The following is a 24,063-nucleotide window of genomic DNA, read 5'->3' on the forward strand; positions in this document are numbered from 1 at the left end:
TCTCCTATTGGGTGTTGATCAGGTCGCCGACGGCGCGGCGCAGCGCCACGATGCCGCTGTCGAAATGGCGGGTGGGATGGACGCGATTGGTCAGCAATGTCCAGGCCAGGCCGCGCTCGAAATCGATCCACAGGCCGGTGCCGGTAAAGCCGGTATGGCCGATCGTGGAGGGTGAACAGTGCTCGCCGCCCGACCAGCCTTCATAAGGCCGCTCCCAGCCATGCGTGCGGCGGGCAGAGAGCGGGGTGCGGATCAGGGCATCACTGCCACTGTCATTGAGGCGCGCCGCGGCGAAGTCGAGTACGGAAGCGGCCGTACCGAACAGCCCGGCATGGCCGGCGCCCTGCAGCGCCGAACAATTGTCGTCATGCACTTCGCCGACCAGGACGCGATGGCGCCAATAGCAGTCCTCGGTTGCGGCCGCCTGTGCCGGATCGGCCGACCAGGCAAGGCCGGGACCGGGATCCATGTCGCGAATGGTGCGGCCCTCGATCCGCTCCAGTGCCAGGCCGAGCAGGATGAAATTGATGTCGGAATAGACCGAGGGGCCGGCCTCCCAGGCGTGCTGCAGCAGGAAGGTGCGCAGCAGGTCGGGGTCGCGGCCATAGGTATAGAGCGGAAACACCGCCGGGAACGGCGTCTGGTGCCCCAGGCACTGCCGGAAGGTGACGCGGCGTTCCCAATTGTCGAGATTATAGTGCCGGAAATCCGGCAGCACGCTGGTGAGTGGGGCATCGAGATCGATGGTGCCGGCCGCTGCCAGCGCCAGGATGCGCGGTGTGGTGAACAGCACTTTGCTGAGGGACGCCAGGTCGAACCAGGTGTCCTCGGTCATGGGACGCCGCTCGGGCACCAGCTGGGCTTGTCCCATGGATCGCACGGCCCGGTTGCCCTCAGCATCAACCACACCCAGCACGCCGCCAGGAATGCGGCCGGCCTGGATGGCGGCAGCGAGCGGCGCAAAGGCGCGCTCCAGCAGGGCGGCAGCTTTCATGACGGGGTCTCCAGGCGCACATGGTGATCAGGCCCGGCCTCGCGCCACTGCGCGGCCGGGGGTTCATAGCCTGCCACCCGCACCAGGGAGGGCACCTGGCTGGCGTCGAGGGCGAAGTGCTGGTTGCGCCGCTCGATGGCGGGCACTGCCGCGATCAGGCGCTTGGTATAGCTGTGCCGGGGCGCCGAGAGCACGGACTGGGCCGCGCCGATCTCGACGATCTGGCCGGCGAACATCACCGCCACGCGATGGGCAATGCGTTCGACCACGGCCATGTCATGGGAAATGAACAGATAGGCCAGGCCAAATTCGCGCTGCAGGTCGATCAGCAGGTCGAGCACCGTGGCCTGCACCGAGACGTCCAGCGCCGACACCGCTTCGTCGAGCACGACGATTTCGGGATTGAGCATCAGCGCTCGGGCAATGCAGAGGCGCTGCCGCTGGCCCCCCGAGAACTGGTGCGGATAGCGCGTCAGCACGTCGGCCGGCAGACCCACCCGCTCGAGCAGGAAGACCATGCGCTCGCGCAGGGCGGCGTCCTGGCGCTGGCCATTGGCGATGGCCGGCTCGGCCAGCAGGGCCGCCACATCAAGCCGCGGATTGAGCGAGGCAAAGGGGTCCTGGAATACCATCTGTACCGGGCGGCGCGAGCGGCCGGCCGCTATCGTGACACTGCCGCGCTGCTTGCCGACCAACGACAGCAAGGCGCGCGCGGTGGTCGACTTGCCCGAGCCGCTTTCCCCGACAATGCCCAGCGTCTCGCCAGCCAGCAGGTCGAAATCCACGCCATCGACGGCATGGACGGCATCGGGGCGGGCAAACAGGCCGCGGCCCACCGGGAACCGCACCACCAGGTCGTCGACCTTGATGACCGGCGTGCTGTTTATGCGGCGCGGCCCATCGTCCCGCGCCGCCTTGCCGGACGTGAAATGCGGCACCGCACTCAGCAGGTGCCTTGTATAGGCGTGCTGCGGCCGGTCGAGCACGGCATTGGTATCGTCCTGCTCGACGGCAAGGCCGTTCTGCATGACCATGATGCGGTCGGCAATGCCGGCGACCAGCCCGATATCATGGGTGATGAAGATCATCGCCATGCCGGTCTCTGCCCGTAGCTCGGCCAGCAGCGCCATGATCTGGGCCTGCACCGTGACATCGAGCGCGGTGGTCGGCTCATCGGCAATCAGCAGGCGCGGGCTGCTGGCCAGCACCATGGCGATCATCACGCGCTGCCGCATGCCGCCCGACAGCTGATGCGGATAATAGTCGAGGCGCGATTTCGCATCGGGAATGCGGACCCGGTCGAGCATGTCCAGCGCACCACTGCGGGCGGCCTGGCCGCGCAGGCCCCGGTTGAGCCGCAGCGCTTCCTCGATCTGGGCGCCCACCGTGTGCACCGGATTGAGCGAGGTCATCGGCTCCTGGAAGATCATGCCGATATCGCGGCCCCGCACCTGGCGCAGCGTTTTTTCCGGGGCGGTGGTGATGTCGAGCAGGCTGCCATCGGCGCGCTGCAGGGTAATGGCGCCACCGGTAATGCGGCCGCCGCCGAAATCCACCAGCCGGTTGATCGATAGTGCCGTGACCGACTTGCCCGAGCCGCTTTCGCCGACAATGCCCAGTGTCTGGCCGGCCGCCAGCTCAAAGCTGACGCCGCGCACCACTGCATTGGCCTTGGGGTCGGGACCAAAGCCGACATGCAGGTCGCGGACGGAAAGCAGGGCAGTCATGGGGTCCTCCCTTGCGTGCGCGGATCGAGAATGTCGCGCAGCGCGTCGCCGGTCAGGTTGAAGCCCAAAATGCCCAGCATGATGGTGAGGGCCGGAAACAGCATCAGCCAGGGCGCCTGCTGCATCAGGTTCTTGCTCTCCGACAGCATGACCCCCAGCGAGGGCGCCGGCGGCTGCGTGCCCAGGCCCAGGAAGGACAGGCCGGCTTCGGTGAGCAGCGCCCAGGCCAGAGCCAGGGTGACCTGCACGGCCAGCGGCGCCACGAGGTTGAGCAGCAGGTGCCGGCTCAGGACATAGGCCTGCGAGCTGCCAAAGGTGCGCGCCGCATCGACAAAGTCGCGCTGCTTGAGCGACAGAGCCGGGCCGCGCACCACCCGGGCAAAGATCGGCGTATAGACGATGGCAATGGCGGTGACGCTGGTAAAGGTGCCCGGCCCGACAATGGCGATGATCAGCAGCGCCAGGAGGATCGCGGGGAAGGCCAGCAATATATCCATCAGCCGCATCAACAGGCCATCCCACAGCCCGCCCCACCAGGCGGCCAGCAGGCCGATCACCGTGCCGGCCAGGGTGGCGCAGGCGACGGCGGCAAAGGCGATGTTGAGCGACTGGCCGATGCCCAGCATCAATCGGCTTAGCGTATCGCGACCCAAGAGGTCGGTGCCCATCCAGAACTCGGCATTGGGCGGCTTGAGCCGGTTGAGCGTGAACATCTGCAGCGCGTCATGCGGCGTCAGGCCCAGGCCAGCACACAGCGCCGCGAGCAGATAGAGCCCGATAATGACGACGCCGATGCGCCCGGAGGGGTGGGCGATGAGCGCGCGCAGCATGGCCATCACCTGCCTCCCAGCCGGATGCGCGGATCAAGCGCTGCATAGGCCAGGTCGACCAGCAGATTGACCACGAGGAAGTTGAAGGCGATGAACAGCACGCAACCCTGCACCAGCGCATAATCGCGCTGGCTGATGGCGTCGAGCACCAGCCGACCTAGGCCGGGCAAAGCGAAGATCTGTTCCACGATGACGGCGCCCCCCAGCAGATAGCCGAATTCGACGCCCGACAGGGTCACCACCGGGATCAGCGCATTGGGCAAAGCGTGGTGCCAGACGACGCTGAGGGCCGGCACACCCTTGGAGCGGGCGGTGCGCACATAGTCCTCGCTCAGCACGTCAAGCATGGCCGAGCGGGAGATGCGGGTGACCGAGGCGGCGAAGGCAAAGCCCAGCGTGATCGCCGGAAAGATCAGCTGGCTGAGATTGGCCAGCGGATCCTGCCAGAGCGGGGTAAACATGCCCATGGCTGGTACGACGCCGAAAAACACCGAAAGCACGAAGATGATCAGGATGCCCAGCACGAAGCTGGGCGTCGACTGCCCCAGCATGGCCAGCAGGCGCACACCCAGGTCGCTGGGCCGGCCATTGCGGGTGGCCGCCAAGACGCCGAGCGGAATGCCCACGCAAAGCGCGATCAGCATGGCCAGCAGCGCCAGCTCCAGCGTCAGCGGAAAGCGTTCGAGAATGATGCTGAAGACCGGCCGCGCATAAATGGTGGAGACGCCCAGGTCGCCCTGGAACAGCCCGCCCAGCCACCGCAGATATTGTGACCAGACCGGCTGGTCGATGCCGAAATAGACGGCGAGGGAAGCCCGCTGGTCAGGTGTCAGCATGCCGGCTTCGGTGCCCAGCATGGCGGTGATGGCGTCGCCGGGAATGAGCCGGATCGAGACAAACACCAGCACCGAGACGCCCAGCAGGATCAGCGGAAAGGTCAGCAGGCGCCGTGCCAGATAGTGCATTGATGCGGGGCCTTTGAGAAAGGGGGCTGGCAGCGCGCCAGCCCCGTCGGAAGCTACTGGATGGCGACCTTGGTGAGGCCGAACAGCGTGCCGGTCGGCGAGGGCTCAAAGCCGGTCACCGTCTTGAGCTGGGCCGTGTAGGTGAACGAGGTCGACAGCCACAGCCAGGGCGCCTGTTCGGCCAGGTGGCTTTCGAACTGATGGAAGATCTCGACGCGCTTGGCCGGGTCGGTCTCGGCCTGGCCCTGCTTCATCAGGCTGTCCAGCGTATCGTCGACAAAGTTCGAGACGCCCAGCAGATTGCCGTCCTTGGTGAAGTAGCGGTTATACATCGGATAGGGGTCAGGCCGGCCGCCATTCTGCGCCACGGCCATGTCGAAATCACCCTTGAGCCAGGTGTCGACATAGACATTGAGCTCCATCATCTCGATCTCGAGCGTGACGCCGATTTCGGCCAGCTGCGCCTGCAGCACCTGCGCTTCGGCGGCAGCCACCGGCGGCTCGCCGGTCGCGGCGATGACGGTGGCGCTAAAGCCCTCGGCCATCCCGGCTTCTTCCATCAAGGCCCGGGCGCGATCGACGTCCTGCTCGTAGCAGAAGAGCGTATCGGGATCCTGGGCAAAGGCCGGCACCGTCATCGGCCCGGTGACGACGCCTTCGCCGACCAGCGCCGCGTCGATGATTTCCTGGCGGTTGATGGCACAGGACATGGCCTGGCGGACCTTGAGATTGTCCATGGGCGGGCGCGACGGATTGAGCTGCAAGACGTTGTAGGCGAGGCCGCCGACGCGGTTGAGCTGCAGATTGGCCTCGTTGGGCACCAGGGTGGCAATCAGCGGGTCATTGATCAGGGCAAAATCGATCTGGCCGGCGCGCAGCGAGGCCAGGATCGCGCTTTCATCGGGCAGCACCGTCACATTGATGCCGTCGATGGCCAGGTCGCCACCGGCCCATGCGGGATTGGCGCTGAGCACTTCGCGCGCATTGGGTTCCCAGCTGTCGAGCACGAACGGGCCCGAACCCAAAGCCGTCGTGCCGATGGAACCGGCTGCGATGGCGCTGCCCGGCACGATGGCCGCATTGATATTGGCCATGGCCGCCAGGATCGGCACGTCGGCCGTGCTGAGGTTGAACACGACCGTGGCGTCATCGGGCGTATCGATGCTGGCAATGGAGAGGAAGTTGGAACGGGCGGCCGCCGCGGTCGCTTCATCGAGCACGCGCTCGAACGAGGCCTTGACGTCAGCCGGGGTCACCTTGGTGCCGTCGCTGAAACTGGCTTCGGGGTCGAGCGTGAAGGTGAGCGTCTTGGCATCGGCCGAGAATTCCCAGCTGCTGGCAATGGCGGGCACGATGTTGAGTTCGGTGTCGAGGCGCACCAGTGGCTCATAGATCAGCTCGAGCAGGCGCAGCGACGAAAACGCCGTCTGCGTATGGGGATCAAGGCCGGTGGCGTCCTGAGACCAGGCCATGCGCAGGGTGGCGGCCTGGGCGGGCAGGGCGATGGCGGTGGTCGACAGGGCGGTCGCAATAGCGAGGCCAGCGGCGAATTTGCGTGAATTGGTCCAGATCATCTTGTTCCCTCCAGAATCGATGGCATGTGGTCAGGCTTTTGCGGCAGATTTTTCGCTGGGTTGTGCAGGCTTGCCCTCGATGGCCAGGCGCAGGAAGCCGCCGGCCGATGCCAGCGTGGCGCGCGCGGCGGTCACGTCGAGCCCCGTCAGGCGGACCAGGATGGCCAGCTTGACGTCATTGCCGGTCAGTTCAAGTGCGGCCTCGGCCTGCTGGGGCGTGCACTCGGTGGCCTGCATGACGATACGCACGGCGCGGGCCAGCAGCTTTTCATTGCTGGCATTCACGTCGACCATCAGGTTTTGATAGATCTTGCCGATGCGGATCATGCTGGCGGTGCTCAGCATGTTGAGCACCAGCTTCTGTGCCGTGCCCGATTTGAGGCGGGTCGAGCCGGTCAGGGCCTCGGGGCCGACCACCGGCGAAATGGCAATGTCGGCCAGCCGGGCAATGGTGGAATCCGGATTGCAGGACAGGGCCACCGTCGTCGCGCCCAGGCTCTTGGCATAGTCGAGCGCGCCGATGACATAGGGGGTGCGGCCGCTGACGGCGATGCCCACCACCACGTCGTGCGGCGTCAGCGCCAGCTTTTCGAGGTCGCGCTGGCCTTCGCCGCGATCATCCTCGGCGCCTTCGATGGGGTGGCGCAGCGCCCGGTCGCCCCCGGCAATGATGCCGATCACCATGCCCTCGGGTACGCCGAAGGTGGGCGGGCATTCCGACGCGTCCAGCACGCCGAGGCGGCCGCTGGTCCCGGCGCCCAGATAGATCAACCGTGCGCCGGCCTTGAAGGATTCCACTACCTTGTCCACGGCGGCGGCGATCTGGGGCAGCTCGCGTCGGACGGCCTCGGCGACCTTGCTATCCTCGCCGTTCATCGCGGCCAGAATGTCGGGGGTCGGCATCAGGTCGATCTGCATCGTGCCGGGGTTGCGGGCCTCCGAGACGAGCTGGTCGAGCTCTGCCATCAAGATGCTTCTTGCCATTGTGCCCTCACTCAATCCGGCTGGAATGCTAGGAGGCAATATTCCATATGTCAATTAATCTTGGAATATTGTATTCCAAATTAACCGATGGCGCGGCACCATGCGGTTTAGGCGGCAGGGCTGCCGACCGCGCGCTGTCCTTGCCACGGCGGTGTGCTGGGCTCTAGTCGTGCCCGCCGGTCGTTGCGTCGAAAATGCTGTTTTGGGGGAAACATGTCCATATTGAAGGTGCTCGGCGCCAAGCTGGAATCGATGACCCAGGCGGATCAGCAAATTGCCCGCTTCATCATTGAGCATCCCGAGCAGATGCTCACCCTGTCGTCGCAGGGCCTGGCCGATGCCACCGGGCGCAGCCAGTCCAGCGTGGTCAAATTCAGCCAGAAGCTGGGTTATGGCGGCTATCAGCAGCTCAAGCTGGCGGTGAACAAGGCCAAGGCGCTGGAGTGGCAGGCGCCCGGCGGCATCATCCATGGCTCGATCGACAGCAGCGACAGCTACATGACGATCCTGCAGAAGCTGATCGGCAGCAAGCTGCTGTCCATGCGTGAAACCACCGCTGCCAATAGCGAACAGACCATCGATCGGTCCCTTGAAGCCCTGGCCAAGGCGCGGAAGATCCAGTTGGCCGGCGTCGGGGCCTCTTCCCTAGTGGCGCGGGATTTCTCCTACAAGCTGCTCAAGATCGGCCGCACCGTGCTGATCGACAGTGATACCCATATCCAGGTCGCCAATGCCTCCGGTCTGGGACCGGGCGATACCCTGCTGGCCCTGTCGCATTCGGGGCGGAGTCTGGAGACTCTGCGTATCGCCGAAGTGGCCAAACAGCGGGGAGCGACGGTTATTTCGGTGACCGGCCTGCAGCCCAACCCGCTGCTCGATCTGGCCGATATCCACCTCTTTACCGTCGCCGACGAGGAACGGGTGCGCTCATCCGCCATCACCTCGCGCGACGCGCAGTTGATGCTGATGGACATGATGTTCATCCTGCTGCTGCGCCGGCAGGATGACGCAGCGGACTTCATCCACAACAGCGAAATCGCTGTCGCCGTTCTCAAGGCACCCTGAGCGGCAAGACACGGAAAACGTGATTTCCTCAGCCTGTGCATATAATATAATATTCTTGACACTGTCAAAATTAGGAATTTAGTATTCCAACGTCGGCGCTCTTGAGGGAGAGTGCCTGCGCAGGGGCCTGCATGCTTGCAGGCGATCGGAGGAATATAGTGGCTCAGCTATCGCTGCGCGGCATCAAGAAGCGCTTTCGCACGACCGACGTGCTGCACGGCATCGATCTGGAGATCGGGGACCGCGAATTCGTGGTCTTTGTCGGGCCGTCCGGTTGTGGCAAGTCGACCCTGCTGCGCCTGATTGCCGGGCTCGACCCGATCAGCGAAGGCGAGTTTTTTCTCAACGGCCATCGCATGAACGATGTGGCGCCCTCGCGCCGCGGCATTGCCATGGTCTTCCAGTCCTATGCGCTCTATCCGCACATGGACGTCTATGAAAACATGGCCTTCGGCGCCCGCCTCATGGGTCTGGACAAGACCGAGGTCGAAAGCCGCATTGCCGAGACGGCGCGCATGCTGCGGCTCGAGCCGCTGATGCAGCGCAAGCCGCGCGAACTCTCGGGCGGCCAGCGCCAGCGCGTCGCCATCGGCCGCGCTCTGGTGCGCAAGCCCGACGTCTTCCTGCTCGACGAGCCGCTGTCCAATCTCGATGCCGCGCTGCGCTCGGATGTGCGGCTGGAGATCGCCAAGCTGCACCGCGATATCGGCGGCACCATGATCTATGTGACGCATGACCAAGTCGAGGCCATGACCCTTGCCGACAAGATCGTGGTGATGAATGCCGGCCGCATTGAGCAGGTCGGCTCGCCCCGACAGCTCTACGAAACCCCGGCCAATACCTTCGTTGCGACCTTTATCGGCTCGCCGCGCATGACGCTGGTCGATGTGACACGCGATGGCGATCGCGTCGGGGTGGCCAATGGCGGCTCGGTCGCCACCGGCGCGCTCCCAGAGGGCTCCGCCTTCAAGCTCGGCCTGCGTCCAGACGCCGTCCACCTGCAGCGCGGGGAGGGGGGCGAAGGGCTCTCCGCCACCGTGGTCTATACCGAATATCTCGGTGACAACGCCTATGTCTATGCCCGCCTGGCCGACGATACGCTGCTCTCGGCCCGCACCACGCCCAATGATCTGTTTGCGCCCGACGAGTTGGTGACCGTGACGGTCACGCCGGGCGCAGCGCATTACTTTTCCGCCGAGGATGGCCGGCGGCTGGAGCCCTAGAGGCGCCGGCACAGTCCATATGCATGAATTCACAAGGAGAGGGAACACCATGAGAACCAAATTGATCCGCATCGGCGCCGCATTGAGCGCCCTGCTTGTCGCGGCGCCGGCTTTGGCGCAGGACCTGACCTTCTGGAGCTGGCGCCAGGAAGACCGCGCCGCCTATGAGACGTTCATCGCGACGTTCGAAGCGGCCAATCCCGGCATCACGGTCAATTTCGAGACCTTCGAAGCCGCCAATTACAACACCATCCTCTCCACCGCTCTGGCGGGCGGTACCGGGCCGGACGTCATGATGGTGCGCGCCTATGGCGGGCTCGAGAATGTCGCCGCTGCCGGCTACCTCGAGCCACTGTCGGCCGAGACCGTGCCGGCGCTGGCCGATTTCGTCCCGGCCGCTCTTGCTGCCGAAAGCGTGCGCGCCGATGGCATTGCCTATGCGGTGCCCTTTGCCAGCCAGACCCAGCTGGTCATCTACAACAAGACCATTTTCGACGACAATGGCCTGGCCGAACCCAAGACCTGGGACGAGTTGCTGGCTGCCAGCCAGACCCTCAAGGATGCCGGCGTGATCCCCTTTGCCAATGGCACCGCGACCGCCTGGCAGAACGAAACCGTCACCTTCGGCCTCGGCTCCTCGCTGATGGGCAAGGAATTCTATGACGGGCTGATGGCCGGCACGACCGACTTCACCGACCCCGCCTTTACCGGCGCGCTGACCTCGATCGCCGCCCTGGCCGCCGACTATTTCCCCGACGGCTTTATCGGCCTCGACTATCCCTCGGCCCAGCAGTTGTTCTCCTCGGGCATGGCCGGCATGTTCATTGGCGGCTCCTATGAACTGGCGACTTTCAAGGCCCAAAACCCCGATATCGAGCTGGGCGTCTTTGCCGCCCCGGGCGAGACTGCCGAGGCTGACAAGCTGGTGGGCCTCTACTTCGACGGTGGTTATGCGGCCAATGCGGCTGGCGCCAACAAGGAAGCCTCGATCAAGTTCCTCAACTATCTGGCCAGCCAGGAATTCGGCCAGGCTTTCGCCAATACGCTGAACAATATCTCGACCATTCCGGGCGTCACCTTCGACAACCCGCTGCTGGCCGAGGTCAACGAGCTCAATGCCAGCTCGATCCCCTATCTGATGCTGGTGCACTTCCGCTTCGGCGAGCCTTCCGGCTCGGTGCTGATCCAGGGCGAAATGCAGAAGCTGTTTGCCGGCGAAACCACGCCCGAAGCCATTGGCGAAGCGCTCACTACCGGTCTTGCCGCTTGGTACGAGCCCTTCAAGAAATAAGTCTCCCGACTTGTCGCGCCGCTCCTTCCCGTCCGCGGGGAGGAGCACCCATCCCCAAATCCAGGCGAGCCCGACCATGCCCAAACTCAGGATGACCGGCCGAGGCCTCTGGATCACGCTGCTGATCGTGCCGCCACTGGCCTTTGTGGCGCTGTTTATCGTCTATCCGATCATCTCGGCCTTCGCCTATGCCTTCTTTGACTGGCAGGGCCTGCGCCGCGGCGGTTTCGTCGGGCTGGAAAACTTCCATACCGTGCTCTTCGTCGAGCCCTATCGCAGCTGGACGATCAACGCCTTCTCGCACAACCTGATCGTCTTCTTTGCCCTGATGGTGCTGCAGAACGGGCTGGGTTTCCTGCTGGCCTATGCGCTGTGGCGCGAACTGCCCGGCGCGCGCTTCCACCGCATCGCCGTGTTCCTGCCGGTGGTGCTCTCCACCATCATCGTCGCCTATCTGTTCAAGCTGTTCCTCCATCCCCTGTTCGGGGTGGTCAATATCAGCCTGCGCGGCATTGGCCTCGACTGGCTGGCCCAGCCCTGGCTGGGGCAGGGCGGCACGGCGCTCTGGGCGCTGATCGGCGCGCAGGCCTGGCACATGGTGGGCTTTCCCACCCTGGTATTTCTCGCCGGCATGCAGCGCATTCCGGGCGAAATCCTCGACGCGGCGCGCATGGAAACCGAGAGCGAATGGGTCAAGATCACCAAGATCGTCTGGCCGCTCGTGGCACCCAGCGCCACCATCGTCTTCACCCTGCTCTTCGTGGGCGCGTTCAACTGGTTTGAGCTGCCCTATATCATGGCCGGCCTTGATGGCTCGCCCTATGGCTCCACCGACGTGCTGGGGCTTTATTTCTACCGCACCGCCTTCGGCAATGTCTCGGCCGGCCAGCAGGATTTCGGCCTGGGCAGCGCGCTGGCCGTGCTTATCTTCATCTTCATCGCGGCTTTTGCCACCTTCATGACGCTGCGCTTGCGGGCCAGGGAGATCCAGGTATGACCGCCGTCAGCACCAGCTATTACGATCGCCGTGGCATCCTGGGCACGCTCGGGCGCGACGGCCTGCTGCAGATCGTGCTGATCGCCAATACGGTGCTGATGCTGGCCCCCATCATCATCATGGTGTTCTCGGCCTTCAAGACCACGCCGCAGATCTTCCAGTCGCCCTTTGCCATCCCCGACTTCACCCAGGTCGGCAATTTCCTGCGCATCTGGACCGAGACCAATTTCCTGCGCTACCTGCTCAATTCCTTCGTGGTCACCGGCGCCTCCATGGTGCTGATCCTGACGCTGGGGACCATGGCCGCCTATGCCATTGGCCGCTATGCCTTTACCGGCTCGAATTTCATCCTGATGTTCTTCCTGGCCGGGCTGACGCTGCCGCTCAAACTGGCCATCATTCCGCTCTTCATGCTGATGCGGGACCTTTCCATCCTCAACAACCAGCTCTCGCTGATCTTCGTCTATACCGCCATGGGCCTGCCCACGACGGTCTTCATCATGACCGGCTTCATCCGCAGCCTGCCCAATGAGCTCGAAGATGCCGCCCGTATGGACGGCGCCAGCGAGGCGCGCATCATGTGGTCGATCATGCTGCCTTTGGTGCGCCCGGCTATGGTGATTGCCGGCATCCAGAACGTGGTGCCGATCTGGAACGACTTCTTCTTTCCGCTGGTCTTCATCCAGAATGACGACCTCAAGACCCTGCCGCAGGGGCTGACCAGCTTCATGGGCGAATATACCACCGACTGGGGCGTGCTGTTTTCGGGGCTGACCCTGTCGGCGGCGCCGATCATCATCATCTATATCGTGCTCTCCAAGCAGTTCATCGCCGGCATGACCTCGGGCGCCGTCAAGTGATGCTACCGCGCGGTCTGGTCGTGTCCTGCCAGGCCCGGGCGGACAATCCCCTGCATGGCCCCCAGTTCATGGGCGCCATGGCGGTGGCGGCGCGCGACGGCGGGGCGGTCGCTATCCGCGCCAATGGGCCCGAGGACATCGCGGCGGTCCGGGCCGCCGGCCTGCCGGTCATCGGGATCCACAAGGTGTTTTCCGACCGCCACCCGGTCTACATTACCCCCGATTTTGCCGCTGCCCAGGCCATTGTGGCTGCGGGCGCCCAGATCGTGGCGCTCGATTGCACCAGTCGACCCCGCGATGGCGAGCCGGTCGATCTACTGGTGCGCCGCATCCGCGAGGAACTGGGCGCCGAGGTCTTCGCCGATATTTCGACCTTGGACGAGGGCCTCGCTGCCACCGACTGGGGCGCAACCTATGTTGCCACCACGCTGTCGGGCTATACTGAAGCAACCCAACCGCGGCCGGAGGAACCCGATTTGCTTTTGCTTGAAACCCTTGCGTCGCGCCTTTCCGTGCCGGTGGTGGCCGAGGGACGTTTCAACACGCCGCAACTGGTACGCCAGGCCTTCGACGCCGGCGCCCATGCCGTGGTGGTTGGTACGATGATCACCAATCCGCGCGAAATCACCCGAGTGTTCGTGCAGGGTGTCGTGGCCGCATGAGCCAGCCCGTCCATCTCGGCCTTGATGTGGGCGGCACCGCCAGCCGCTGGGTCGCCTGCGCCCGGAACGGGGAAGTGCTCGGGCGCGGCGAGGCAGCCGGGGCTACCGGTCATGTCTTCAACCCGGCCGAAAAGGATCGCCTGCGGCTGACTCTGGAAGCCATTGCCCAAGCACTCGGCGCTGCCGGCCTGCAGCCCAGTCGCGTCACCGCTGGCCTGACCGGCTATGGCGCCATCGTCTCGGACGAGGTCAAGGCTTTGGTTGGTACGGCGCTGGGTGTCGGCGCCGGGGACATTGTCCTCGTCGATGATATTGTCCTGGCCTATATCGCCCAGTTCGAGCCGGGAGAGGGCCATCTGATCTCGGCGGGAACCGGCTCGATCGGCGTCCATGTCACCGCTAGCGGCGCGATGATCCGGGTTGGTGGCCGCGGCATTCTGATCGATGATGCAGGAGCGGGCAGCTGGATTGCCTTGCAGGCGCTCGATCACATCTACCGGGCGCTTGATCGCCACGGCAACTTCGACGCGGTAGAGCCCCTTGCCGGGTTGCTGTTTGCCCAGATTGGCGGTCAGGATTGGCACGATGTCCGCCAATTCGTCTATGGCGGCGATCGGGGCCGGATCGGCACGCTGGCTGTGGCCGTTGCGCGTGCCGCGGAGGCAGGTGACGCGACGGCGCTCGCCATACTGCGCCAGGCCGGCGGCGAACTCGCCCGGCTTGCGTTGGCCCTGTCCGGACGCGCCGGTGATCACCCGATACGATTTATTGGCGGCGTCCTCGACCTGCATCCGGTCATCTTCGCGGAAATCCAGGCATGTCTTCCGGCCCAGGCGGTGAGCAGGGCCGTCGGCGACGCGGCGCTGACTGCCGCGCGCCTGCAGAGCGGCCAACGCCAGGCCTGGATAGCCCTGCTGGCCGGCACCTTGGCCGGCCCGCCAAGCTAGAGCAGCCGCACCACCAAAGCGTCGCGCGGCGGAATGCTGATCGTATCGCCGTCGCATGCCGACTCAGCGCTTGCCCAATGGGTTGCTCCAAAGAAGGCGGCCCGGTCCTCTACCAAGAGGGTGGCCTGCTGGGTCTCGCGCGTCGGGTTGAGCACCCAGAGCACCTTGCCATTGGGCCCGTCATGCAACCGCGCCTGCAGCGCCGGGTTGGACAGTCGCACCTGCTGACGCTTGCCGGTCCAGGCGAAGGCAGCAGCGAAATAGGCCAGGTTGTCGGCGCTGCTGGTCTTGAAATAGGCAACGCCCGGATGGCTGCCAACCAGCAGGGTCTTGCCCGAGCCGAACTGGTTTTCGACAACGGCCAGCCTGCCGTCCGCAAAGCTGCCGCGTCCTTTGCCGGTCGTGGGCCGGTAAGCTTGCAGGAAGCCGCCGCCCTGTACCGGCTTGCCGTCGAAGTCGAAGCGGATGCGATCCCCGATATCGGGCATGAATTCGACCTCGGCCTCAACAGCGCCGAACACGGCGTCGAGCCCGTTATGGGGCTGGGTGGTGCCCACCTTGCCGCGATCGCCGAAATAGCCTGGCGTCGCCTCCGAGATCAGCGTGCCGCCGGCCGCGACCCAGTCCGCCAGCGCTTTGGCATGCGCGGCCGTGAGCATGATGGGGTAGGGGGCATAGATGGTGTCGTAGTCGTCTAAATGGTCGATATGCACCCAGTCGGCCTGGATGCCATTGTCGAAGAAACCGCGATAGGCGCCCCACATGGCTTCGCGATAAGTTTCCGGCTGGTGGCTGTAGTTGAGCAGGTAATCCCAGGCCTGGGCCTCGGGAATGACCAGGATGGCGATGTCACCCTTGACCGGTTTGGCGGCGAACAGCTCTTTCTGCTGTGGCGCATTGGCCCATTTGCCGATCGTGCTGGCCATGTCTGAGCGCGGTGTGCGCGATCCGTCCATGCCATAGGAGCCAAAGGCGCCGAACAGCGGACCATCGAGCAGCGGGCGAAAGCGAAGGTTGAGCACGCCGGTGGCGCCCGCAGCGAACGAGGTCATGGTGAGGGTGCGGATATCCTCGGGCTCCATGACGCGGCCGTCTTCCTTGTCGCGACCCAGCACCTGCGGCTGCAGCCAGAGTGGCCCGCCGGGCCGTTCGGCGTGCCACCAGGGCTTGCCGCGGGCCGCTGCCCGCGTCAGGTCGGGGCCGAAGAAGTTCTGCCAGGGCGCAAAGCCGCGGCGGCTGGGCACCCAGGTCAGGCCATAGAGCTCGACCTTGGAGGCGGCCAGCCAATCATCGGAGCCATTGGCCGCCATGTTGGGAATGGCGCCGCCGACGCCATGGGCGGCGATCAGGCAGTCGCTGTCGATGCCGCGGATGGTATCGATCTTGAACTGCATCTGGTCGTAATAGTTCTGCCGCTTGAATTCGAGCCAGTCGAGATTCTGCGGATAGGCAGCCACTTCATGGGGCGGATCGACATCGTCCCAGCTCGCATAGGAATAGCGATACCAGGCTTGGGCCAGCCCCTCGAGATCGCCATATTTGGCCGCCAGCCACAGGCGGAAATCGGCCTTCATATAGTCCGAGAAATCGACGTCGGCGGCGTAGTTGACCTCATTCCAGACATCGTAGCCGAGCAGCGCCGGATGGCCCTTGTAGCGGCTCGCCAGCGCCTTGAGGAAAGCGCCGACCGCTTCCTTGACCTCCGAGGCATTCATGGTCAGCGCGCCGGCGCCGCCGCCATTGTTGGAAAAGCCGCCGGTCGCTGAACTGACACCCATATTGGATGTCATCGGCCTGCCATCGGCGCGCAACTGGCGGGCGTGGCTCCACTGCCTATAGGCCCAATCCGGCACGGTATGGGTCAGCTCGGCGATAATCGTCTTGATGCCATTGCGGGCGGCCAGGTCCATCTGGCGGTCATAGTCCTCCCAGTCATAGTGCCCCGGCTTGCGCTCGATGGCGGCCCACATGAACCAGTGCCGGAAGACGTTCATGCCATCCTCGGCGGCCACGCCATAGTCGCGCTCCCAATCGGGCTTGGGCGGGTTGGACTTGCGGAAATAGACGGCGCCGAACGGGGATTGCGGGAGCTTGTCGAGAGGCATGGCGGACTTCCTTGCGGCAATGGTTCATCATGCGGCGGCGCGGGGGCGTCGTCGGCGGTTGGTCAGGGGCGAGGGGCTGCGGCTAGTTGTCGTCGCCGGCCAGCGCCTCCAGGGTTCGGATCAGGGCGGAGTGGTCCTTGTCGCCATCGCCCCGGGCAATGGCGGCGTTCATCAGCTGTTGCGTCGCTGCGGCATTGGGCAAGGCGATGTTGAGCGCCTTGGCAGCCTCGGCAGCCAGCGCCAGATCCTTGCGGTGCAGGCGAATGCGGAAGCCCGGATCGAAGGTGCGCTTGATCATGCGTTCGCCATGCACTTCGAGGACGCGCGAGGCAGCAAAGCCGCCCATCAGGGCCTCGCGCACCCGCGCCGGATCGGCGCCGGCCTTCTTGGCAAACAGCAGGGCCTCGGCAACGGCCTCGATGGTGAGTCCGACAATGATCTGGTTTGCCACCTTGGCGGTCTGGCCATCGCCATTGCCGCCGACCAGGGTGATGTTCTTGCCCATGAGCTGCAGCAGCGGCAAGGTCCGGTCGAACACGTCCTGCTTGCCACCCACCATGATAGTGAGCGCGGCATTGCGCGCGCCGACCTCGCCGCCCGAGACCGGGGCGTCGAGAAAGTCGCAGCCCAAAGCCGCGATACGCGCGGCGAAATCCTTGGTGGCAACGGGGGAGATCGAGCTCATGTCGATGACCAGCTTGCCCGCAGATAGTCCCGCCGCGACCCCCTCGGCACCGAACAGCACGGATTCTACGTCAGGCGTGTCAGGCAGCATCAGAATGATGACGTCGCTGGCCTCGGCGACTGCCCTGGCGCTGCCCAGCGCCTTGCCGCCCTTGTCGACCAGCGCTTGCGAGGCCGCCTTGACCCGGTACAATGCCAGGTTATGGCCGGCCGTCAGCAGGTATTCCGCCATGGGGCGCCCCATGACGCCAAGACCGATGAAACCGATATTCATGTCGTACTCCTCAAAGATAGGGTTTCATCCAGGCCAAGCCGGCGCTGGTGCCGGCCCGCGGCTTGTATTCGCAGCCGACCCAACCATCGTAGCCAAGCCGGTCCAGCTCGGAGAGCACGAAGCCATAGTTGATCTCGCCGGTGCCCGGCTCGTTGCGGCCAGGATTGTCAGCGATCTGCACATGGCCGATGCGATGCCTGAGGCGCTCATAGGTGGGGACGAGGTCCCCCTGCATGACCTGGGTGTGGTAGACGTCGTACTGGATGAACAGATTGTCCGACCCCACAGCCTCGAGCAGGCGCTCGGCATGGTGGGTGGTCGAGACATGGAAGCCAGGAATATCGCGCAGGTTGATCGGCTCGAGCAGCAGCTTGATGCCGGCCTCGCCGAGCCGCAGCGCGGCATAGGTGAGATTGGCGATGAGCACGGCGTCGCGCTGCTGCAGGGTCGAACCGGCGGGCGCGATGCCGGCCAGGCAGTTGATCCTGTCGCAACCCAGCGCCTTGGCATAGCGGATCGCGGTCTCGACCCCTGCCTCGAATTCCGTCACCCGGTCGGCATGGCAGCCAATGCCGCGCTCGCCGCCATCCCAGTCGCCGGCCGGCAGGTTGAACAGCGCCTGGGTCAGGCCATTGGCCTTGAGTGCGGCCGCGACGGCCTCGGCCGGGAAGGCATAGGGCCCGACATATTCGACGGCCCTGAAGCCGTCCTTGGCCGCCGCCGCGAAGCGGTCGAGGAAGGGCAGGTCCGCATAGAGGAATGACAGGTTGGCGGAAAATTTGGGCACGGGATCAATCCTTCAGGCAGTAAAGCGGGTGCGGTGCATCATCCGCTTGTGCCGCGGGTCGGGGTTGGGCACGGCGGAGATCAGGCTCTTGGTATAGGGCTGCTGCGGATAGGTGCAGATCTGCTCGGCCGTGCCCATTTCCACCAGTTTGCCGCGATGCATTACCGCGACGCGGTCGCAGAAATAGCGGACCACCGAAATGTCGTGCGAGATGAAGATGAAGCTGAGGTCCAGCCGCTTCTGGATCTCGAGCAGCAGGTCGAGGATCTGGGCGCGGATCGACACATCGAGCGCGGCCGTGGCCTCGTCGGCAATGATGATCTTGGGATCAAGGGCCAGAGCGCGGGCAATGCCGATGCGCTGGCGCTGGCCGCCGGAAAAGGCGTGCGGATAGCGTTCCATGGCCATGGCATCAAGGCCAACGAGTTCGAGCAGTTCGATGACGCGGCTCTCCAGTGCCGCGCCCCGCATCGTGTCCGACACGATCAGCGGATCGCCGATGATTTCCTTGACCGTCATGCGCGGATTGAGCGAGGCAAAGGGGTCCTGGAACACCAGACGTACGTCGCGGTGAAACCCCTTGAGCTGGCGCTTGTTGAGGCCGGTCACTTCGACGGGTTCGCCCTTGCCGAAATAGGTAACCTGGCCTGCACTGGGCTCCACCGTGCGCAGGATCAGCCGACCCAGCGTGGTCTTGCCCGAGCCGCTTTCGCCGACAATGCCGAGATTTTCGCCGGGATAGAGATCGAAGCTGACATCGTCGACCGCCTTGATGGCGTGACCATGGCCGCCGAACCAGCCGGTCGAGGCGCCATAGAGTTTGGAGAGATGACGGACGCTGAGCACCGGCTGGCGCGTGCTCCCCGCGTCGGGCGCGCTTTGGTCATCGGCGCGCTGGTTCTGCTCCAGCTTGACCGTCGATTTCAGCAGGCGCTGCGTATAGGGGTGTCGCGCATCGTGGAATATGTCGTCGGCGCTGCCGGCTTCCACGATCCGCCCATAGCGCATCACCGCCACTGCGTCGGCTACTTCGGCGACCACGCCCATGTCATGGGTGATCAGCAGCATGGCCATGCCGCGGCTGACCTGCAGGCGCTTGATCAGATCGAGGATTTCGGCCTGGGTTGTGACGTCGAGCGCCGTGGTCGGTTCGTCGGCGATGAGGATTTCGGGGTCTGCCGCCAGCGCCATGGCGATCATGGCGCGCTGGCGCATGCCGCCGGAAAACTCGAAGGTATAGCGGTCAATCATCTTGTCGGGATTGGGGATTTCCACCTGCCGCAGCAGCTCGATGGTCTCGGCCCTGGCCTGTTTCTTGTCCATGCGCCGGTGCAGCAGCAGGGCCTCGACGATCTGGCTGCCAATGGTATGGACCGGCGACAGCGAACTCATGGGTTCCTGGAAGATCAGGCCAATGCGGCCGCCACGGATCTTGAGCAGTTCGGGGCTGCGTTCGGTCAATGTGGCAATATCGATATCGCCATGCTTGCCGGCCAGCAGGATGCGGCCGGTGGTGATGGCCCCATTCTTGTCGAGGATATGCAACAGGGCACGTGCGGTCACCGATTTGCCGGAACCGCTCTCACCGACGAGGCACAGCGTCTGGCCCCGGCGCAGTTCAAAGCTGACATTGCGCACCGCATGCAAGATCTGCGTGCGCAGGCGGAAATCGAGGCTGAGATCATCGACGCGGAGCACGACATCGCCCTCGGCGCCATCGGACAGTCGTTCAGTGGTGACGGCTTGCATCGGCATGGCGTCAGCTTTCATAGGGGTCGGCGGCATCGCGCATGCCATCGCCGAGGAAGTTGTAGGCCAGTACGGTCAGCACCACGGCCGCGGACGGCCAGATCAGCAGCCAGGGTGCATTGGCGATGGTGCGGACATTCTGGGCGTCTTGCAGCAGCACACCCCATGACACGACGGGCGCCTTGAGCCCGATGCCGAGAAAGCTCAGCGCCGTTTCGGCCACGATCATGGTGGGCAGGGCCAGGGTGACCACCGCGAGGATGTGACTGGTCAGCGAGGGGAGGATATGCCGGAAGATCAGCCGGCGCTCGCTCGACCCGTCCAGCCGCGCGGCGGTGACGAAGTCTTCGCTGCGCAGGGCAAAGAACCGGCCACGCACTTCGCGGGCTAGGCCTGTCCAGCCGAACAGCGAGACGATGAGGGTGATGACGAAATAGACGGTGAGCGGGGACCAGCTCAGCGGGATGGCCGCAGCAAGCCCCAGCCAGAGCGGGATGGTGGGCATGGAGGAAATGACCTCGATGACACGCTGGATCACCATATCCACCCAGCCGCCGTAAAAGCCCGAGATGGAGCCGAGCACGACCCCGAGGATCAGGCTGATGGTGACACCGATCAGACCGATCGACATCGAGGTCCGCGTGCCATGAACCAGCCGGCTCAGCAGATCGCGGCCAAGCCTGTCGGTACCCAGCAGATACATGGTGTCGGCAGGATCGAGGGGCCCGATCAGATGGGTGTCCATGTCAAAGACGCCCCAGAGCTTGTACGGCGTGCCCTGCACGAAAAAGCCGATCGGCACGACCTGGTTGTCATCGATGACATAGGAACGTCGCAGCGACGCCTGATCCACGGTCATGCTGTAGCCGGTGACATGCAGCAGGAACTGCTGGTTGCCGTCGGGCTGGGTGGCAAAGAGGCGGATTTCCTGTGGCGGCGCATTGGTGAACTGCGGCCGCGACGTGTCGGGCAGGGCCGGCGCGAGGAATTCGGCAAACAGGCCGACCAGGTAGAGCAGCAGGATGATGATGCCGGCCACTACGGCGACCTTGTTACGCGCGAACTTGATCCACATCAGCCGCCAGGGACCGGCGACGGCGGTTTCGACCGGGTTGCCGGCCTTGAGCGCGGAAACTGCCGGCCCGGTTTCGGGCACGCTATCGTCGATGAAGGTGTGCGCTGTCATCAGTTGAACCTGATCCGTGGGTCGAGAAGGGCAAGAAGGATGTCGGAAACCAGCATGCCAACGAGCGTCAGCACGCCCATCAGCAGGATGAAGCTGCCGGCCAGGTACATGTCCTGGCTGATCAGCGCCCGCAGCAGCAGCGGGCCGGCGGTGGGCAGGTTGAGCACGATGGCAGTGATGGTGACGCCCGAGATCAGCTCGGGCAGCACCCAGCCAATAGCCGAGACGAAGGGGTTGAGCGCGATGCGGACCGGGTATTTCAGCACGGCCCGGTATTCGGGCAGACCCTTGGCTTTGGCGGTAACTACATAGGGCTTGTTGAGCTCGTCCGTCAGATTGGCGCGCAGGATGCGGATCAGCGCCGCCGTGCCATTGGTGCCGATGACGATGATGGGGATCCACAGATGCGCCAAGAGGTCGACGAACTTGCCCCAGCTCCAAGGGGCTTCGACATATTCGGGCGAGAACAGCCCGCCGACGCTCTGGCCGAAATACTTGTAGCTGAAATACATCAGCACCAGCGCCATGATGAAATTGGGCACGGCCAGGCCAATGAAGCCGAGCAGGGTGAAGCCATAGTCGCCCACTGAGTGCCGGCGCATGGCCGAATAGATGCCGATCGGCAGCGACACGGCCCAGACGAAGAGTAGCGCGGCAATGGAGATGCCCAAGGTCGAGCCCATGCGCTCCCAGATCAGCTCGGCTACCGGCCGGTTCCATTCAAAGGAATAGCCGAAGTCGCCGCGCAACAGGATGCCGCTGATCCACTTCCAGTATTGCTCATACATCGGCGCGTCGAGGCCGTAGATCTCGCGATAGCGCTGGATCTGGCCGGGGTCGATATTGGCGCCGCTGTCGGCCATCGAGGCCAGCATCGAGGTCAGATAGTCGCCCGGCGGCAGCTGGATGATGGTGAAGGCGATGATCGACATGCCGATCAGGGTCGGGATCATGTAAATCAGCCGCTTGATCACATAGTTCAGCATGGCAGTTCCATTCAGGCCCAGGTGACGTGGACGACTTCGATGGTGGCGATCGCGGGTACCACGACTGTGACGCGGCCATCGGTGACCTTGGCCTCAGCCGCGCCGCCCGCTACCAGCAGTTCGGCCTGGCCGAAGCGTTTGCCTGGGGGGATGGCGATTGACACTTCCTGCCGGCCGACCGGATAGACCTCACGGATCGGTCCCTTCATCATCATCGGGTTGGTGAGGTTGTTGAGGACGACGGCGAGGCCTTGGTTGTCCTCTCGCACCGAGAGATCGAGCACGGACTGGCCTTGGATCTCCACATCCGCCCGCTTGTTGAGAGCCCAGCGCACGGCATTGCCGATCAGCCTGGAATGGTCGCCGGCCATGACTTCCCAGAGGATGCCGCCGATATTCCAGGGGATATAGACGGTACGGCCGCCCGATGCGTGTTGGCGGGTTACCACAGCGGCCCCCTTGGGGTCTTCGCGCGGATAGACTTCTTCCATTGGCAGGTCGGGGAAATCGGGCACATAGAGGAAGGGCTGTTCGCTATCGGCAACGGCGTCCACCGCCAAGAGCCTCGTGCCGCCCATGATGCGGTTGGCGCCCTCGAAGCCCTGCGAGATCGGGTGGGTGCCATTGATGGCGACATAGGTGTTCTTGACCGGGCCGCGGGCGGCTTTGGTCAGGGTCACGCCGAGCAGTTTGCCCAGCGCAATGGCGTCGCGCGGCTTGTTGGCCTCGGTACGGGTCGAACTCTCATGCGCCGCTACCACAGAGCCGCCCCGCGCCACATAGTCTTCCAGCGCCTTGACCTGCGCATCAGAGAGGCAGGTGGAATTGGCCAGGATGATAACCTTGAAGCGGTCGAGCGTGGCCGGGGTCATGGCCTGGTCCGACACCATTTCGAAGGGCAGCCTGGCCTCTATCAGCGCCATGTAGAAGCCGAGATCGTCGGCTTCAGCGGCGCGGCGCGTATCCAGCCCATGATGGCGCAAAGTGGTGGCGGGGTCGAGAATGGCAATCTCGGCGATGGGCGTCATGCCCTTGAGCACCGGCTCGAGATCGGCATGCAGGCCAAAGCTGTCGGCCACGGGCTTTACCCAACGGGTATCGGGCACCACGCCGTTGAACTTGGTGAACCAGGGCAGCAGGCCCTGTGTCGTGCCGTCATCCATCCAGGCCTGGATCTCAGGACCTGTGGTGACAGAATCCTTCCAGCGATATTCCTCTTCCGGTCCGATCGAGGTGATCAGGATGGCCGGGCGGTCACGGAAGGTGGCGCGCATCCGCTTGCCATTGCGGCCGCTCATCCAGACCGGCTCGGTGCCGCGCCGACCCTGGTCGTCGACGCAGAGGAAGGGGCAGTATTTCTCGATGATGTCGAGGTCGAATTCGGTGAGCGAGACCGAGCCCATATTGGGAATGAAGCTGGTATGCGGCTTGATGGCCTTCATCACCGCGTCCCATTCGACGACGAGGCGGCTCAGCACATTGCGGCGCCAGGCGGTCCAGGCCATCCAGGCCGGGTTTTCGAGGCTTTCATCCATGGGCAGTTCGTGGCCGGATGCGGCGCGGAAATTGGTCTTGCAGCTCTCGCAATAGCAGACGCCATGGCCCTGCCATCGATTGGCGAAGATGGCGTCGATATCGTAATTGGTGGTCAGCTCCCTGAGCACTTCTGGCATGAACTTGAAGTTGTAATCGGAATAGGCGCAGGTGACCCAAACTTCGGGGAAGGCCCAGTGGCGGCGCTTGTTGCCCGCCCTGTCGACCGCGATCCATTCCGGATGGGCATCGGCCGCGTCCTGGTGGATGGCATGGGGATCGACGCGGGCCATGACATGCATGCCCAACTGGCGGGCGCCGCTCACGAGATCGCCAAAGGGATCGGTGTCGCCGATGAATTTGGAGACATAGTGCAGCGGCACCTTGGAGGGATAATAGGCCACATAGCCGCCGGCACTGAGGCAGACCGCATTGGAGCGTGTCTGCTTGAACACATCAATCCACAAAGCGGGATCGTATTTGACCGGATCGTCCTCTGCCAGGGTCAGCTGGGTCCAGCGCGTCGCTGACTTGTACCAATCGGGGGTGCGCAGGTGGTCGGTGGCTGGTGCTGTGCTATCGAGCATGACGGATCCGCTGGGTATGAGGGGGCAGTCGCCGGCCCGTGAGGGCCGGCGGT

Annotated in this window: 20 protein-coding genes; 7 read left to right on the forward strand and 13 right to left on the reverse strand. The window is 64.3% G+C overall.

Annotation, left to right across the window (positions count from 1 at the left end; genetic code table 11):
* Window positions 1–4: 4 nt before the first annotated feature.
* The 6 genes from GDR53_RS17925 to murQ are packed head-to-tail and all read right to left on the reverse strand — an operon-like array spanning window position 5 to window position 7,074.
* Window positions 5–994, reverse strand: coding sequence for a serine hydrolase domain-containing protein (locus GDR53_RS17925; RefSeq protein ID WP_193335778.1), 990 nt, complete (start codon window positions 992–994; stop codon window positions 5–7).
* Complete coding sequence (locus GDR53_RS17930) at window positions 991–2,721, reverse strand: ABC transporter ATP-binding protein (RefSeq protein ID WP_193335779.1); 1,731 nt, start codon at window positions 2,719–2,721, stop codon at window positions 991–993. The genes GDR53_RS17925 and GDR53_RS17930 overlap by 4 nt, the downstream gene beginning before the upstream one ends.
* On the reverse strand, window positions 2,718–3,557 hold the full coding sequence (locus tag GDR53_RS17935) for an ABC transporter permease (protein ID WP_193335780.1): 840 nt from the start codon (window positions 3,555–3,557) through the stop codon (window positions 2,718–2,720). Before GDR53_RS17935 ends, GDR53_RS17930 begins: the two co-directional genes overlap by 4 nt.
* Window positions 3,557–4,516, reverse strand: coding sequence for an ABC transporter permease (locus tag GDR53_RS17940; RefSeq protein ID WP_193335781.1), 960 nt, complete (start codon window positions 4,514–4,516; stop codon window positions 3,557–3,559). The genes GDR53_RS17935 and GDR53_RS17940 overlap by 1 nt, the downstream gene beginning before the upstream one ends.
* 53 nt (window positions 4,517–4,569) lie before the next feature.
* Complete coding sequence (locus tag GDR53_RS17945; protein ID WP_193335782.1) at window positions 4,570–6,090, reverse strand: ABC transporter substrate-binding protein; 1,521 nt, start codon at window positions 6,088–6,090, stop codon at window positions 4,570–4,572.
* A 30-nt stretch (window positions 6,091–6,120) separates the two neighbouring features.
* Window positions 6,121–7,074 carry an N-acetylmuramic acid 6-phosphate etherase gene (murQ, locus tag GDR53_RS17950; protein ID WP_232846666.1) on the reverse strand — a complete coding sequence of 318 codons (954 nt, stop codon included), beginning with the start codon at window positions 7,072–7,074 and terminating at the stop codon, window positions 6,121–6,123.
* A gap of 213 nt (window positions 7,075–7,287) precedes the next feature.
* Between murQ and GDR53_RS17955 the strand changes: the two genes are divergently transcribed.
* The 7 genes from GDR53_RS17955 (at window position 7,288) to GDR53_RS17985 (ending at window position 14,119) form a co-directional block, all read left to right on the forward strand.
* A complete protein-coding gene (locus GDR53_RS17955; protein WP_193335784.1) occupies window positions 7,288–8,139 on the forward strand; it encodes a MurR/RpiR family transcriptional regulator in 852 nt (283 codons plus the stop codon).
* Between the two features lie 158 nt (window positions 8,140–8,297).
* Window positions 8,298–9,362, forward strand: a complete 1,065-nt coding sequence (locus tag GDR53_RS17960) for an ABC transporter ATP-binding protein (protein WP_269802198.1) — start codon at window positions 8,298–8,300, stop codon at window positions 9,360–9,362.
* Between the two features lie 49 nt (window positions 9,363–9,411).
* On the forward strand, window positions 9,412–10,653 hold the full coding sequence (locus GDR53_RS17965) for an extracellular solute-binding protein (protein ID WP_193335786.1): 1,242 nt from the start codon (window positions 9,412–9,414) through the stop codon (window positions 10,651–10,653).
* A 76-nt stretch (window positions 10,654–10,729) separates the two neighbouring features.
* A complete protein-coding gene (locus GDR53_RS17970; protein WP_193335787.1) occupies window positions 10,730–11,650 on the forward strand; it encodes a carbohydrate ABC transporter permease in 921 nt (306 codons plus the stop codon).
* Complete coding sequence (locus tag GDR53_RS17975) at window positions 11,647–12,510, forward strand: carbohydrate ABC transporter permease (protein WP_193335788.1); 864 nt, start codon at window positions 11,647–11,649, stop codon at window positions 12,508–12,510. The genes GDR53_RS17970 and GDR53_RS17975 overlap by 4 nt, the downstream gene beginning before the upstream one ends.
* Window positions 12,510–13,172: an N-acetylmannosamine-6-phosphate 2-epimerase gene (locus GDR53_RS17980; protein WP_193338162.1), complete on the forward strand. Its 663-nt coding sequence runs from the start codon at window positions 12,510–12,512 to the stop codon at window positions 13,170–13,172. Before GDR53_RS17975 ends, GDR53_RS17980 begins: the two co-directional genes overlap by 1 nt.
* Window positions 13,169–14,119, forward strand: coding sequence for an N-acetylglucosamine kinase (locus tag GDR53_RS17985; protein ID WP_193335789.1), 951 nt, complete (start codon window positions 13,169–13,171; stop codon window positions 14,117–14,119). Before GDR53_RS17980 ends, GDR53_RS17985 begins: the two co-directional genes overlap by 4 nt.
* Here the strand turns inward: GDR53_RS17985 and GDR53_RS17990 are convergent.
* The 7 genes from GDR53_RS17990 to GDR53_RS18020 all read right to left on the reverse strand — a co-directional run bounded on the left by GDR53_RS17990 (window position 14,116) and on the right by GDR53_RS18020 (window position 24,010).
* Window positions 14,116–16,224 (reverse strand): beta-galactosidase, encoded by a 2,109-nt coding sequence (locus GDR53_RS17990; RefSeq protein ID WP_193335790.1) that lies wholly within the window; start codon window positions 16,222–16,224, stop codon window positions 14,116–14,118. The two genes, GDR53_RS17985 and GDR53_RS17990, sit on opposite strands and share 4 nt — an antisense overlap.
* A gap of 82 nt (window positions 16,225–16,306) precedes the next feature.
* On the reverse strand, window positions 16,307–17,182 hold the full coding sequence (locus GDR53_RS17995; protein WP_193335791.1) for a 2-hydroxy-3-oxopropionate reductase: 876 nt from the start codon (window positions 17,180–17,182) through the stop codon (window positions 16,307–16,309).
* 10 nt (window positions 17,183–17,192) lie between these two features.
* Window positions 17,193–17,969, reverse strand: coding sequence for a hydroxypyruvate isomerase (gene hyi, locus GDR53_RS18000; protein WP_193335792.1), 777 nt, complete (start codon window positions 17,967–17,969; stop codon window positions 17,193–17,195).
* A gap of 12 nt (window positions 17,970–17,981) precedes the next feature.
* Window positions 17,982–19,724, reverse strand: coding sequence for an ABC transporter ATP-binding protein (locus GDR53_RS18005; protein WP_232846667.1), 1,743 nt, complete (start codon window positions 19,722–19,724; stop codon window positions 17,982–17,984).
* Between the two features lie 4 nt (window positions 19,725–19,728).
* Window positions 19,729–20,904 carry an ABC transporter permease gene (locus GDR53_RS18010; RefSeq protein ID WP_193335793.1) on the reverse strand — a complete coding sequence of 392 codons (1,176 nt, stop codon included), beginning with the start codon at window positions 20,902–20,904 and terminating at the stop codon, window positions 19,729–19,731.
* Window positions 20,904–21,890, reverse strand: a complete 987-nt coding sequence (locus GDR53_RS18015) for an ABC transporter permease (protein WP_193335794.1) — start codon at window positions 21,888–21,890, stop codon at window positions 20,904–20,906. Before GDR53_RS18015 ends, GDR53_RS18010 begins: the two co-directional genes overlap by 1 nt.
* Window positions 21,891–21,901: 11 nt before the next feature.
* Complete coding sequence (locus tag GDR53_RS18020) at window positions 21,902–24,010, reverse strand: family 10 glycosylhydrolase (protein ID WP_193335795.1); 2,109 nt, start codon at window positions 24,008–24,010, stop codon at window positions 21,902–21,904.
* Window positions 24,011–24,063 lie beyond the last annotated feature (53 nt).

Origin of the sequence: Devosia beringensis, from assembly GCF_014926585.1 — a bacterium.
In the GTDB taxonomy this organism is placed as follows: domain Bacteria; phylum Pseudomonadota; class Alphaproteobacteria; order Rhizobiales; family Devosiaceae; genus Devosia; species Devosia beringensis.